Raw genomic sequence first — 14,501 nt, 5'->3', positions numbered from 1 at the left:
AGGGACGATAAAGCTTCGCTCCACCAATATGGGGGAGACGAGCCAGATGCCATCGCCGCACAGAATGTCGCCCGGACGCGCGCGCGCCGTCGAGGCGCATTCGCGCGATGCGCGACTGTCGCGCGGCCTGTCGGGCACCAATTTGGAGCGCGCGGGTGACTATAATCTGCGCACCGTGCTCCAGGTGATTCGCCTTCACCGCGAAACGACCCGAATCGCCATCGCCAACCAGACCGGGCTGACCCCGCCGACAATCGCCAACATCACCGGGCGGCTGACCGCGATGGGGCTGATCCGCACCGCCGGGCGGCTGCACAACGGGCGCGGCCAGCCGGCGCTGAAGATTGAGCTTTGCCCCGATGGCGCGTTCGGCATCGGCCTGACCATCGATCGCGACCATCTGGCGATCGCGATCCTGGACCTGAGCGGCACGGTGCGCGCCCGCGCCACGCGGGAGATCGGTTTCGCGAGCCCCGACGACGTGCTGGCCTTCATCCGCGACACGCTCGACCCCGCTTTGGTCGAAGGAGGGATCGACCGATCGCGCGTGCTGGGGGTCGGGGTGGCGATGCCGGACGGGCTCGATCGCTCGCTGCCCAATCAGACGCGGGGCTATGATGCCTGGGTCGGGGTGGACCTGAACGCGCTGCTCGCCCCGCTCCTGCCCTGGCCGATCCACCGCGACAATGATGCCGCCGCCGCCGCTTTGGGCGAGGCGCAATATGACCAGGACTTCGAATGCCCCAGTTTCTTCTACCTGCTGATCACGGCGGGCCTGGGGGGCAGCCTGGTCATCGACCGCAGCTATCATCGCGGCGCGCATCGCCGGTCGGGTGAGATCGGGCTGATGCCAGACCCCACCGCCGACCGCCCCGGCGCGGTGGTGCAGGACACGGTATCGCTGGCGGGGCTCCAGGTACGGCTGGCCGCGGCGGGACACAGGCTGGAATCGCCCGAGACGCTGGGCGAGCGCGACGATCCGAAGCTGTCCGCCATACTCGACCCGTGGATCGCGGATTCGATCGCCTCGCTCGTCCAGCCGTTCGTCGCGGTCACCACCCTGTTCGATCCGCACGCCATCCTGATCGGCGGGCGGCTCCCTGCATGGCTGCTCGACCGGCTGGCGGAGGGGTTGCGAAAGGCGCTTGCGGGGATCGAACTGCCCGCCCGCCCGATCATCCGCGCCGCCCGCACCGCGCAGGACGCCCCTGCGATCGGCGCGGCTATGCTGCCCTTCATGGACCGGCTGCTGCCCTCCGACTCGATCCTTATCCAGGCCGGGCGCGGGTAAACGCCCCTCTCATTCCCCTCCTCCGTTCAGCCTGGACGGAGGTAAAAGCCAAGCGCGCAGCGTCAAAAAAAGGCCCGCCTCCCATCGGGAAGCGGGCCTCAAAGGCATCTCGCATGTTCGGGGCTATCAGCCCGCCATGTCCTCCAACTCACGACCGCGCGTTTCGTTGACCATCGCGCGGACAAAGAAGAACGAAGCCGCCGCAAAGAAGGCATAACCGAAATAGGTCACGCTCAATCCCGGCGACACGGCCAGCGCCGGGAAGCTGACCGAGATGGCGGCATTGGCGATCCACTGCGCAAAGCCCGACACCGCCAGGCCCGAGCCGCGAATCTGGTTCGGGAACATCTCACCCAGCATGACCCACATGACTGGGCCCCAGCTGGCGTTGAAGAAGATGACGTAGAGATTCGCCGCGACCAGCGCGATCACGCCATTGTTGCCGGGCAGGGTCACGCCGCCGTTCGCGCCGGTGACGGCGGTCGAGAAGGCATAGGCGACGATCGCCAGCGTCACCGCCATGCCCGCCGAACCGATCAGCAGCAGCGGCTTGCGCCCGATCTTGTCGACGGTCGCGATGGTGAACAGACACGCCGCGATCGACAGCACACCCGACAGGATGTTGGTCTGAAGCGCATAGTCTTCCGAAAAGCCGACCGCTTCCCACAGGGTCGCGCCATAATAGAAGACGACGTTGATGCCGACCAGCTGCTGGAAGATGGCCAGGCCGATACCGGCCCACAAAATGGGGCGGATCTTGCCCGTGGTCTTGTCGACCAGATCTGACAGCTTGGGCTTGTGGTGATCGGCGGCCAGGGTCGCGCGAATCTCGGAGACCTTGCGGGTCGCCTCCGCCTCACCGAACAAGCGGGTCAGCACGGTATGCGCCTCGGCATCGCGGCCCTTGGCGACCAGGAAGCGCGGGCTTTCCGGGATGATCGACAGCGCCGCGAAATAGACCGCCGCCGGGATCGCCTGAAGCCAGAACATCCAGCGCCAGGCGGGATAGCCCAGCCAAAATTCGGCGGTCGAACCACCGGCATAGCGCGCCAGCGCGAAGTTCGCGACGAAGGCGCCGGTCAGGCCGGTGATGATCATCACCTGCTGTACGCTCGACAGGCGTCCGCGAATCGCGGCGGGGGTGACTTCGGAGATATAGACGGGCGAGATGACGCTGGCCGCGCCGACGCCCAGGCCGCCGATGATCCGCGCGAAGATGAAGACGGCCGAACTGCCCGCCGCACCGGCCAGCAGCGCGCTGACCAGGAACAGCGCCGCGGCCAGCATCATGACGTTGCGACGGCCGATCGCGTCCGCCAGGCGGCCTGCACCGAACGCGCCGATCGCCGATCCGACCAGGATCGCGCCGACATTGACGCCCACGCCCAGGCGGCCGAGGTCGAATGCGGCCTCCAGCCCCTTCTGGGTGCCGTTGATGACGCCTGAGTCATAGCCGAACATGAAACCGCCGATGGTCGCAACGGCGACGATCGCGGTGATGAAACCATGATTGACGCTGCCAGCGTCCAATCCCCTTGTCGTATCGGTCACCTCGGGCCCTCTCCTGATCCGTGCATGGCGTCTTCGCCTATCCGCACGGCAATGTCCTGTCACCGGCGCAATATGCCACCGGTTATCAATGGTAACGCTATCTTAAAACACCGCGCCGTCAAGCATGTGGATTCGCGCCCCATCCCCGATTGCGACGGAATGCGCCCCCGCATCAGATTTCACGCGGGCGGCGGCGCGGCGCGGCATCCGACTGGCGGCGAATCAGGCTGTAATCGAGCAGCCGATGCGTGGCGGCATCGAGATTCTTCTGGCGGATGACGGTCGCCATCATCTCCACCGCCGCGCGCGCCATGTCGGCGATCGGCTGGTGAATCGTGGTCAGTTCGGGCCAGATCGTCGTCGACAGGGTGGTATCGTCGAACCCGCAGACCGTCAGGTCGCTGGGCACGTCCAGCCCGCGCCGATGCGCCACCGCGACGCTGGCCGCCGCCATGTCGTCATTGGAGGCGATGATCGCGGTCGGCGGCTCGGGCAGGTCGAGCAGCCGTTCGGCGGCGTCCAGCCCGGAGCGATAGGTGTACAGACCCGGTACGACCAGATTCTCGTCGAACGGCACACCCACCGCCTCCAGCGCGGCACGGAATCCTTCGTATCGCCGCGCACTGGCGGTCAGGTTGGGGTTGCCGCAGATAAAACCGATCCGGCGATGGCCCAGCGTCATGACGTGCCGGGTCATCTCCTCCGCCGCCGCCCGGTCGTCGATCTGCACCGCCATGGTGGTGTCGGGCATGTCCTCGGGCGCGCGGCCGGTCGCCACCACCACCGAGGGGACCCCCGCCTCGCGCAGCAGCGTCAGCACCGCCTCCGCCTCGCACAGCGGCGGGGGAAGGATGACGCCGTCGATCCCGCCGGCGATCAGGTGGCGCGCCACCTCCACCTCGTGATCGCCGATCTCGCACTTCTCGACCACCATCTGCACGTCCAGCCGCGACGCCTGGTCCAGCGTGCCGAGCAGGAATTCGCTGAGGAAACCCTGGCTGGGGTTGCTGTAGAGCATGCCGATGCGGATCTGCGCCGCCCCCGCCAGGCTGCGCGCGGCAGGATTGGGGGCATAGTTCAGCTGGGCGATCGCCGCCTCCACCTTTTCACGGGTGGCGGGGCGGACATTGGCCTCGTTGTTGATCACGCGGGAGACGGTCATCAACGAAACACCGGCGGCGCGGGCGACGTCGCTGATCGTGGGAGCGCTGCTGCCGCGGCGCGAAGTCCTGATGCTCATAACGTTTACGCTTCCAACTTTCGGGCGCGAGACGCAATGCTTTGCGGCACGGCGCGCATGTTTCTGTAACGAGCACCCCTATGGTAACGCTTGATTCCTCCCGGCCGGGCGACTAGGGGCGGCCTCAGCATCAAGAGTCGGGCCGTCGCCCGGCACCAACCTGCCTCCCGGCAAGGTGGTGCCTCTCCGACACGGAGGGGGATGTGGCCAGACCGGCAACAACGGGACGATCAGCCACCTTCTCCTTCATCCGCCTCGCCAGACCGGACGAAGGATATGCAATGACCGTGGCCCCCCAGCAATTTGCGAGCGACAATTACGCGGGCATCTGCCCCGAAGCCTGGGCCGCGATGGACGAAGCCAATCGCGGCTATGTCCCCGCTTATGGCGAGGACCCCTATACCGACCGCGCCGCCGACGCCTTTCGCACGCTGTTCGAGACCCAGTGCGAGGTGTTCTTCGCCTTCAACGGCACGGCGGCCAATTCGCTGGCGCTGGCCGCGCTCTGCCAAAGCTATCACAGCGTCATCTGCTCGGCCTCCGCGCATGTCGAGACCGACGAGTGCGGCGCGCCGGAATTCTTCTCGAACGGCTCCAAGCTGCTGGTCGCGCAAACCGAGGACGGCAAGCTGACCCCGGAGGCCGTGCGCGCGCTCGCCACCGGCCGGTCGGACATCCATTTCCCCAAGCCGCGCGCCGTGACCATCACCCAGCCGACCGAGACCGGACAGGTCTATACGCTGGCCGAAATCCACGCCCTGTCGGCGACATGCCGCGAACTGGGGCTTAGGCTGCACATGGACGGGGCACGCTTCGCCAATGCCTGTGCCGCGCTGGGTTGCTCGGCCGCCGATATGACGTGGCGGGCAGGCGTCGATGTGCTGTGCTTCGGCGGCACCAAGAACGGCATGGCCGTCGGTGAGGCGATCCTGTTCTTCGACCCCGCGCTGGCGGAGGATTTCGATTATCGCTGCAAACAGGCCGGACAGCTGGCGTCCAAGATGCGCTATCTGGCCGCCCCGTGGATCGGGATGCTGGAAAGCGGGGCGTGGCTGTCCAACGCCGCGCACGCCAATGGCTGTGCGCAGCGGCTGGCCACGCGGGTCGCCGGGCTGCCCGGCATCGCCCCGATGTTCCCGGTCGAGGCGAATGCGGTGTTCCTCAGCGCGTCGCCCGCCATTCTGGACGCATTGCGGGCGCGAGGCTGGCGATTCTATACGTTCATCGGCGGCGGTGCGCGCTTCATGTTCGCTTGGGACGCCGACCCGGCGCGGGTCGACGAGCTCGCCGACGATATTGCTGCCGTGGCGATGGAGACGTTGCAGGCGGCGTGACGCGGATCCAGCCGGGGGGCGCGCGTCGTCCGGTCAAATGCTTGATAAGTCTGAAATACTGTCGCATTATCCCGATCGTTGAGGGAGGAACATCGGAATGAACCGTCATTGGGCAGCGGTCGCTATGACCGCCATCATCCTGTCTGCCGTGCCGGCGGGCGCACAATCGACCGAAACCCCTCCCCAGCCCAAGGAAAAGAAGACGTGTCGCCGGCTGATGCCGACGGGCTCTTTCCTGCCCACGCGCGTGTGCAATACCGAGGCGCAATGGCGTGAGTTCGACGGCGTCAATCAGCAGGGCGTGGGGGAATTCCGCCGCGCCCTCAACATGACCAGCACCAACGAACGCAACCGGCCCCGGTAACGGGTGCTACGGGCTGGCGGCGGGGCGGCATTCGATCAGATCGCCGCGTTGCAGGTCCGACGGGGGCATGGGATAACGGCCCGCATGCCCACCCGAGCCGAAGACTATGGGCGATCGGCAGGCGCCAGCGCGATTTCCACCCGGCGATTGCGCGCACGGCCTGCGCTGTCGTCGCTGCCGTCGGGGCGCGCATTAGGAGCGATGGGCCGCGTCTCGCCCAGCGCGATGACCGTCATGGCAGTGCGCGCGATACCCTTGCCCGCCAGATAGTCGCGCACCGCCTCAGCCCGTTTGCGCGACATGCGGCGATTGGCCTCGTCATCCCCTTCGCTGTCCGAATGACCGCGCAGGACGAGACGGCCGCTCCTGACCCTGGGATCGGCGGCGACCCGGTCGAGCGCCGCGCGCGCCTCACGATCCAGCGCGTCGCCTCCTTGTGGGAAACCGATGGTCGACAGGCTCCCCCCCGGATTGGCCGCGACTTCGCCCGGCAGCGTATCGGGCCCGGCCGGGGTGCGAGAAGCCGTGTCGGCCGAAGGCGACGGGTCGGGGACGGGCAACTCGATCGATGCGCCATTGGCCCCCGCCGCACGGGCAACCGTGGTGTCGCGGGAATCGCAACCGGTCAGCGCCAGCCCGGCGATCGCCACCAAGGCCATCGGTCGCATCCGCATTCCCATTCGCCCGCCCCATCGATCCTGCCCGTTCGGCGCGGGACCATAGGGAGGCGATTGCTGCGGCGCAAACCGGTCATCACGTCCCGGCGGGTGGGATCACGCCGCGTTCCTCGCTCAGGATCCGCCATCCCGCCAGGAACAGCGCGGCGACCACCGGGCCGACGACGATGCCGCTCAGCCCCAGCAACTCGATTCCGCCCAGCGTGGTCAGCAACACGATCCAGTCGGGCAGACCGGTGTCGCGACCCACCAAAATGGGACGCAGGATATTGTCGGCCAGTCCGATGACCAGCACGCCCGAGGCAACGACCACCGCCCCCTGCCAGATCGCACCGGTCGCCAGCAGATAGATCGCCACCGGCCCCCAGATGATCGCCGGACCGATCGCGGGCAGCAGCGCCGCGATCGCCATCAACAGGCCCCAGAGAAGGGCGGCAGGCAGTCCGACGATCCAAAAGGTGATCGCGCCCAGCCCACCCTGCACCAGTCCGACGATGACCGACCCCTTGATCGTGGCGCGGACGACCGCGACGAAGGTTTCGACCAGCCGCTTCGCCACGCCATGATCGAGCGGGAGCGCGCGGACGAAATCGGGGCCCAGCCGGTCACCGTCGCGGATCAGGAAGAAGGCGACATACAGCCCGACGCCAAAGGCCAGCGCGAAGGCGAAGGCGTTGCGCCCGATCGACAGCGCCTGGGTCGCAATCTGGCTGACGCTGCTGCTGAGCGTGCGCGAGATGCGCGATTGCAGCCCTTCGAAACTTCCGACACCCGAACTGTCCATCGCCTGACGGAGGCGGTTGGGCAAGGCGTCGCGGACCTGTTGGAAATATTGCGCGAAGTCGATCTGGCCGCTGCGCATCTTCATATAGACGCCCGATGCCTGATCCACGACCATGCTGCCGATCAACAGGGTCGGCACCACCACCGCGAAGGTGATGATGAGCATGGTCAACCCCGCCGCCAGATTGCGCCGTCCTCCGGTCTTCTCCAGCAGCCATTGGAACAGCGACCGGAACAGGATCGCCGCCAGTCCTGCCCAGAGCAGCGCGAGCAGAAAGCCCGAGATGACCGCGATCAGGCCGATCGTAATCAGTGCGAGGAAGAGGATGAATCCCCCTCGCTCGATCCTCTGGCGGTCGATGTTCATATGGCCCTCCCCTAAATGCATCGCGGCGTAACCGTCACGATCACGCAACGGTTCCGCGATACCATATTGGCGAGATGGCGGGGATAAAGGGGCAGAAGAGGGTGTTGCCCTGCCCCGCACCCCGACGCCCCGTTCAGCCTGAGCGAAGTGCGTCGCTATTCCTCCCCTACAAGGGGAGGTGGCAGCCCGAAGGGCTGACGGAGGGGTGTCGCGCTCTCAATAGGGTGACACCCCTCCACCATGCTGCGCATGGTCCCCCTCCCCTTGCAGGGGAGGAAGGATATGGTCCGTTACTCCGCCGCGACCGCCTCGACGCTGTCGTCAAGCGGATGCGCCAGACGGGTCAGCATTTCCTTCGGGCAGACCTGCCAGAAATGCCCGGCGACCCGGTCCCAGTCCTCCAGCAGGCCCTTCGACCATTTGCTGTCGGTCGCGGCGGCATGCTGTTCGACCAGATCGCGCAGCACCCCTTCCCAATGGGCGGAGGCCAGGCGCTGCCACACGATATTCTCGGGGTTGGCGCGGCGGGCGAAGCGGTCCTCTTCGTCATAGATGAACGCCATGCCGCCGGTCATGCCCGCGCCGAAATTCGCGCCGACCTGACCCAGCACCACCGCGACGCCGCCGGTCATATATTCGCAGCCATTCGCGCCGCAGCCCTCGACCACCACGGTCGCGCCCGAGTTGCGAACCGCGAAACGCTCGCCCGCCTGGCCCGCCGCGAACAGCTTTCCGCTCGTCGCGCCGTACAGGACGGTGTTGCCGATGATCGTGTTGTTCTGGCTGGCCAGCGGCGAGCTGACCGCCGGGCGCACGATGATGGTGCCGCCCGACAGGCCCTTGCCGACATAGTCATTGGCATCGCCGAACACTTCCAGCGTCACGCCCTTGCACAGGAACGCGCCCAGCGACTGGCCCGCCGACCCGCGCAGCCGCACGGTGACATGCCCGTCGGCCAGCTTGCTCATGCCGAACTTGCGGGTGATCTCCGACGACAGGCGCGTCCCGACCGCGCGGTGCGTGTTGCGCACCGAATAGGTCAACTGCATCTTCTCGCCGCGCGAGAAGACGGCGCTCGCATCCTTGATGATCTGCGCATCCAGGCTGTCGGGCACTTCGTTGCGGAAGGTCGACAGGCTGAACCGCCGCTCGGCATCGGTCGCATCGACCTTGGCGAGCACCGGGTTGAGGTCGAGATCGTCGAGATGCTCGGCACCACGGCTGACCTGACGCAGCAGCTCGGTCCGCCCGATCACCTCGTCCAGCGACCGCACGCCGAGGCGCGCCAGGATGTCGCGGACTTCCTCGGCGATGAAGGTCATCAGGTTGATGACCTTTTCCGGCGTGCCGGTGAACTTGGCGCGCAGGCGCTCGTCCTGCACGCAGACACCGACCGGGCAGGTGTTGCTATGGCACTGGCGCACCATGATGCAGCCCATCGCGACGAGGCTCAGCGTTCCGATGCCGAACTCCTCGGCACCCAGGATCGCCGCGATCACGATGTCGCGCCCGGTCTTCAGGCCACCATCCGCCCGCAGGCGGATGCGACCGCGCAGGCCGTTGAGGGTCAGCGTCTGGTTGACCTCCGACAGGCCCATTTCCCAGGGCGTGCCGGCGTACTTGATCGAGGTCTGGGGCGACGCGCCCGTGCCGCCGACATGGCCCGACACCAGGATGACGTCGGCATGGGCCTTGGCCACGCCCGCCGCGACCGTGCCGATGCCCGCCGAGCTGACCAGCTTCACGCAGACGCGCGCGCGCGGGTTGATCTGCTTGCAGTCATAGATGAGCTGCGCGAGATCCTCGATCGAGTAGATGTCGTGGTGCGGCGGCGGCGAGATCAGCGTCACGCCCGGCGTCGCGTGACGCAGCTTGGCGATGAACTCGGTCACCTTGAAGCCGGGCAGCTGCCCGCCCTCGCCGGGCTTGGCGCCCTGCGCGACCTTGATCTCGATCTCGTCACAGGCGTTCAGATATTCCGCCGTCACGCCGAAGCGGCCGCTCGCGATCTGCTTGATCGTAGAGTTGGCGTTGTCGCCATTGTCGTAGGGCTGATAGCGCAGCTTGTCCTCGCCGCCCTCGCCCGACACGGCCTTCGCGCCGATCCGGTTCATCGCGATCGCCAGCGTCTCATGCGCTTCTGGGCTCAGCGCGCCCAGCGACATGCCCGGCGTCACGAAGCGCTTGCGGATTTCGGTGATCGCCTCGACCTGATCGACCGGCACGCCCTCGTTCGGGAAGTTGAACTGGAGCAGGTCGCGCAAATAGACCGGCGGCAGGTCGCCGACGCCGCGCGCAAATTGCAGATACGTCGAATAGCTGTCGGTCGCGACCGCCGTCTGCAACAGGTGCATCAGCTGCGCCGAATAGGCATGGGTCTCGCCGCCGTCGCGCTGGCGATAGAAGCCGCCGATCGGCAGCGTCGCGACATGCTGATCCCAGGCCGCCTCGTGACGGACCATCGCCGAGTAATGGAGCGAGTTATAGCCCTCGCCCGAAATCTTGGCGGGCATGCCCGGGAACAGGTCGTTGACCAGCGCACGGGACAGGCCGACCGCCTCGAAGTTGTAGCCGCCGCGATAGCTGGAGATCACCGCGATCCCCATCTTCGCCATGATCTTGAGCAGACCGTCCTCGATCGCGGTGCGATGGTTGGCCAGGCACCTGTCGATGGTCATGTCGCCGAACAGGCCACGGCCATGGCGGTCGACGATCGCGGCTTCGGCCAGATAGGCGTTCACCGTGGTCGCACCGACACCGATCAGCACCGCATAATAATGGGTGTCGAGGCATTCGGCCGAGCGGACGTTGATCGACGCATAGGAGCGCAGCCCCCGGCGAACGAGATGCGTATGCACCGCCGCCGCCGCCAGCACGCCCGCGATCGCGACCCGGTCTTCGGAGACATGCTCGTCGGTCAGGAACAGCTCGGAGCGCCCTTCGCGCACTGCCTGTTCGGCCTGGTTGCGGATGCGCTGGATCGCGGCGCGCAGGCGGTCGGGACCGCCATCCGCCTCAAAGGTGCAGTCGATCTCGGCCGCCGAACGGCCGAAATGTGTCTTCAGCCTATGCCAGTCCGCCCCAGTCAGGACCGGGGACGGCAGGACCAGCACCCGCTCGCGCCGATCCTCGGTGTCGAGGATGTTGGCGAGATTGCCGAACCGGGTCTTGAGCGACATCACATAGCGTTCGCGAAGCGAGTCGATCGGCGGGTTCGTGACTTGGCTGAAGTTCTGGCGGAAGAACTGGCTGATCAGGCGCGGCTTGTCGGAGATGACGGCGAGCGGCGTGTCGTCGCCCATCGAGCCGATGGCTTCCTTGCCGCCCTCGGCCATGGGGGACAGGATCAGCTCCATATCCTCCATGGTCTGGCCTGCCGCGACCTGACGGCGCAGCATTTCGGCGCGCGGCATCCGCACCAGCGCTTCCTCTTCGGACGGCGCGGGGAGCTGGTCCATGGTCAGGAACTCGCCGATCATCGCGGCATAGTCCTGCTCGCCCGCAATCTGGTCCTTGATCGCGCGGTCGTCGTACAGCTTGCCCTCAGCCAGATCGACCGCGATCATCTGCCCCGGCCCCAGCCGGCCCTTGGCGGTGACGGTCGCCTCGGGCACCACCACCATGCCGCTTTCCGACCCGACGATCAGCAGCCCATCGGCGGTCAGCGTGTAGCGAAGCGGGCGCAGCGCGTTGCGGTCCATGCCCGCCACTGCCCAGCGGCCATCGGTCATCGCCAGCGCGGCGGGGCCGTCCCACGGCTCCATCACCGAGGCGAGATACTGGTACATGTCGGCATGCGCCTTGGGCGCGTCGAGGTCCTTCTGCCACGCCTCGGGCACCAGCATCAGCTTGGCGGTCGGCGCGTCGCGGCCCGAGCGGCAGATCGCCTCGAACACGGCGTCGAGCGCGGCGGTATCGGACGCGCCCGCCGGGATCACCGGCTTGATGTCTTCCGAATTGTCGCCGAACGCGATCGAGGCCATGCGGATCTCGTGGCTGAGCATCCAGTTCTTGTTGCCACGGATCGTGTTGATCTCGCCATTATGCGCCAGGCAGCGGAAGGGCTGCGCCAGCCACCATTGCGGGAAGGTGTTGGTCGAATAACGCTGGTGGAAGATCGCCACGCGGCTCTCGAACCGGTGATCCTGCAGGTCGGGATAGAAGACCGACAGGCTCTCCGCGAGGAACAGCCCCTTGTAGATGATCGAGCGGCAGGACAGCGAACAGATATAGAAGCCGCTGATCTGTGCCGCGATCACCCGCTTTTCGATGCGACGGCGGACCAGGTACAGATTCTTCTCGAACTCGGCGGCATCGACCTCGTCGGGCATCGGCCCGGCGATCATGATCTGCTCGATCTCCGGCCGGGTCGCCTGCGCCTTCAGCCCGATGACCGAGACGTCGACCGGCACCTGGCGCCAGCCGTAGATGGTGTAGCCCGCCTCGATGATGACGCTCTCGACGATGGTGCGGCAAGTCTCCTGCGCGCCCAGGTCGGTGCGCGGCATGAAGATCATGCCGACCGCCAGCCGGTTCGGCAGCACCTTATGCCCCGACGCGGCGATGGCGTCGTCGAAGAAGCGATGCGGCAGGTCGACATGCAGCCCCGCGCCGTCGCCGGTCTTGCCGTCGGCATCGACCGCGCCGCGATGCCACACCGCCTTCAGCGCGTCGATCGCCGACTGGACGACCCGGCGCGAGGGCTGGCCATCGGTGGCCGCGACCATGCCGACGCCGCACGCATCGCCCTCGAATTCGGGGCGGTACATGCCATGCTCGGCGAGATATTGGCGTTGGTCGGTCATCACTTCTTGTCCTGCTGGGTCGCTTCGATGTCCTTGGCCATCGCGGCGATATCGTCCTGCATGTTGGTCATCGCCTGGCTCATCAGCTTGCGCTGCCAAGCGGCGATGTCGGGGTCGGCCATGATCGAGAAGGAGTTGGCCACATAGGCCTGGCCGCTCGGGGTCGCGAAAAACCGCTTCAGGTCATCCAATTGGGCGACGTCGAAGCGGCGGGCATAGGCCCGCGACATCGCATCGACCATGCCGGGAAGCGATTCCCGCAACATCGTTCCGGTCCGCGCATCCTGCTTCGCCAGGAACCGGTCGAACACGGCCTTCGCCTTCAGGTTACCCAACGCCTTTTGCATGCCCGGAGACTGCATGATGCCCTGACGCATATTGGCCTGCATCGGGGTCAGCATCGACTGGATCATGGCTTCGCGGGTCGCGGGCGGCATGATCTGGTCGAGCAACTGCCGGGCCGAGGCAAGGCGCGCCGCATCGGGTTCGGCGGCCACGACCGCCGGGGCGGCCTGAGCAAAGGCCACGCTAGGCGTGAGGATCGCGGTCAGCGCGATCAGAAGAGCGCTGCGCATCACGCTGCCACCTTCTCACGCGCACCCGTCTTGGCGCGAGCCTTCAGCCACTGGTGCATCGCCTTGGCCACATCGCGGCCGTCACGGATCGCCCACACCACCAGCGAGGCACCGCGCACGATGTCACCGGCCGCGAACACGCCGTCCAAGCTGGTCATCAGCGTGCGGCCGTCGACCAGCACCGTGCCCCAGCGGCTGACGCCCAGTTCGGCGGTGCCGAACAGGCTGGGCAGGTCCTCCGCGTCGAAGCCCAGCGCCTTGATGACCATGTCCGCCTCGAGCAGATGGTCGGCACCCGGCTCGGCCTCCGGCGCCCGGCGGCCGCTGGCGTCGGGCGCGCCCAGGCGCATCTTGGCGGCGCGCACACCCGTCACCGTCTCGCCACCCTCGAAGCCCAAAGGCGCGGAGAGCCAGACGAACTCGGCGCCTTCCTCTTCCGCATTGGCGACTTCGCGCTGCGAGCCGGGCATGTTCGCACGGTCGCGGCGATAGAGGCACTTCACCGACTTGGCGCCCTGGCGGATCGCGGTGCGGACGCAGTCCATCGCGGTATCGCCGCCGCCGATCACGACGACATTCTTGCCCTCGGCATTGAGCGAGCCATTCTCGAACGCCTCGACCGTATCGCCGAAGCTCTTGCGGTTGGACGCGGTCAGATAGTCGAGCGCGGCAATCACGCCATTGGCGCCCCCACCGTCCACATCGACATTGCGCGCCTTATAAACGCCGGTCGCGATCAGCACCGCGTCATGACGGCGGCGCAGATCCTCCAGCGTGGCATCCTCGCCAACCGCAAAGCCCTCATGGAAAACGATGCCGCCCGCCTTCAGCCGCTCGACCCGGCGCATGACGACGGGCTTTTCCAGCTTGAAGCCGGGGATGCCATAGGTCAGCAGCCCGCCCGCCCGGTTGTGCCGGTCATAGACATGGACCTCGTAACCCGACACGCGCAGATATTCGGCCGCCGTCAGGCCCGCGGGCCCCGCGCCGATCACCGCGACCGATTGGCCGCGCGCGGGTCCGGGGACCAGCGGCTCGACCCAACCCTCTTCCCAGGCGGTGTCGGTGATGAATTTCTCGACCGATCCGATCGTGACCGCGCCGTGGCCCGAAAACTCGATGACGCAATTGCCCTCGCACAGCCGGTCCTGCGGGCAGATGCGGCCGCAAATCTCGGGCATGGTCGAGGTGGCGTTGGACAGCTCATAGGCCTCGCGCAGCCGCCCTTCGGCGGTCAGGCGCAGCCAGTCGGGGATATGATTGTGCAGCGGGCAATGGACCGAGCAGTAGGGCACGCCGCATTGGGAGCAGCGCCCCGCCTGATCCTCCGCCACCGGGGGCGCATAACGCTCGGCGATCTCGCGGAAATCGTCCGCGCGGTCCGATGCGGCACGTTTGGCCGGATAGGCCTGATCACGTGCCACGAATTTCAGCATAGAATCGTTCGCCATATGCGCCTCCAAGGAGCCGGATATTGCGCAAACGATCCCATGTCACGGCGGAATCGACATTTA

General features: G+C 66.8%; 10 protein-coding genes and 1 riboswitch. Of the genes, 3 read left to right on the top strand and 7 right to left on the bottom strand.

All coding sequences use genetic code 11. The features are described 5' to 3' along the window. Positions 1-64: 64 nt before the first annotated feature. Positions 65-1,291: an ROK family protein gene (locus ACWPWT_RS05060; protein ID WP_454278804.1), complete on the top strand. Its 1,227-nt coding sequence runs from the start codon at positions 65-67 to the stop codon at positions 1,289-1,291. 126 nt (positions 1,292-1,417) lie between these two features. Here ACWPWT_RS05060 and ACWPWT_RS05055 read toward each other — a convergent pair whose 3' ends face one another. Together ACWPWT_RS05055 and ACWPWT_RS05050 are read right to left on the bottom strand one after the other, a co-directional pair. Then, entirely contained in the window at positions 1,418-2,842 is a 1,425-nt protein-coding gene (locus tag ACWPWT_RS05055) for a sugar porter family MFS transporter (RefSeq protein ID WP_454278803.1), read from the bottom strand. A gap of 172 nt (positions 2,843-3,014) precedes the next feature. After that, positions 3,015-4,082: a LacI family DNA-binding transcriptional regulator gene (locus ACWPWT_RS05050; protein WP_454278802.1), complete on the bottom strand. Its 1,068-nt coding sequence runs from the start codon at positions 4,080-4,082 to the stop codon at positions 3,015-3,017. 122 nt (positions 4,083-4,204) lie between these two features. After that, positions 4,205-4,315, top strand: a riboswitch (SAM-I-IV-variant riboswitch). A gap of 48 nt (positions 4,316-4,363) precedes the next feature. On the opposite strand from ACWPWT_RS05050, the gene ACWPWT_RS05045 reads away from it, so the two are divergent. Both ACWPWT_RS05045 and ACWPWT_RS05040 read left to right on the top strand, forming a co-directional pair. Next, positions 4,364-5,416 (top strand): threonine aldolase family protein, encoded by a 1,053-nt coding sequence (locus ACWPWT_RS05045; RefSeq protein ID WP_261268512.1) that lies wholly within the window; start codon positions 4,364-4,366, stop codon positions 5,414-5,416. Positions 5,417-5,540: 124 nt separating this feature from the next. Further along, entirely contained in the window at positions 5,541-5,780 is a 240-nt protein-coding gene (locus ACWPWT_RS05040) for a hypothetical protein (protein WP_454278801.1), read from the top strand. A 104-nt stretch (positions 5,781-5,884) separates the two neighbouring features. On the opposite strand, the gene ACWPWT_RS05035 is transcribed toward ACWPWT_RS05040, so the two are convergent. The 5 genes from ACWPWT_RS05035 to ACWPWT_RS05015 form a co-directional block, all read right to left on the bottom strand. Continuing rightward, a complete protein-coding gene (locus ACWPWT_RS05035; RefSeq protein ID WP_454278800.1) occupies positions 5,885-6,448 on the bottom strand; it encodes an OmpA family protein in 564 nt (187 codons plus the stop codon). A gap of 85 nt (positions 6,449-6,533) precedes the next feature. Then, on the bottom strand, positions 6,534-7,607 hold the full coding sequence (locus ACWPWT_RS05030) for an AI-2E family transporter (protein ID WP_261268509.1): 1,074 nt from the start codon (positions 7,605-7,607) through the stop codon (positions 6,534-6,536). 290 nt (positions 7,608-7,897) lie between these two features. Next, positions 7,898-12,412 (bottom strand): glutamate synthase large subunit, encoded by a 4,515-nt coding sequence (gene gltB, locus ACWPWT_RS05025; RefSeq protein ID WP_454278799.1) that lies wholly within the window; start codon positions 12,410-12,412, stop codon positions 7,898-7,900. Continuing rightward, complete coding sequence (locus ACWPWT_RS05020; RefSeq protein ID WP_454278798.1) at positions 12,412-12,987, bottom strand: DUF2059 domain-containing protein; 576 nt, start codon at positions 12,985-12,987, stop codon at positions 12,412-12,414. Before ACWPWT_RS05020 ends, gltB begins: the two co-directional genes overlap by 1 nt. After that, positions 12,987-14,438, bottom strand: a complete 1,452-nt coding sequence (locus ACWPWT_RS05015) for an NAD(P)-dependent oxidoreductase (protein ID WP_454278797.1) — start codon at positions 14,436-14,438, stop codon at positions 12,987-12,989. Before ACWPWT_RS05015 ends, ACWPWT_RS05020 begins: the two co-directional genes overlap by 1 nt. Positions 14,439-14,501 lie beyond the last annotated feature (63 nt).

This window comes from Sphingomonas sp. Marseille-Q8236, from assembly GCF_965112005.1.
Note: the sequence above shows the minus strand (reverse complement) of the source record. Positions and strands in the feature narration are given on the sequence as shown.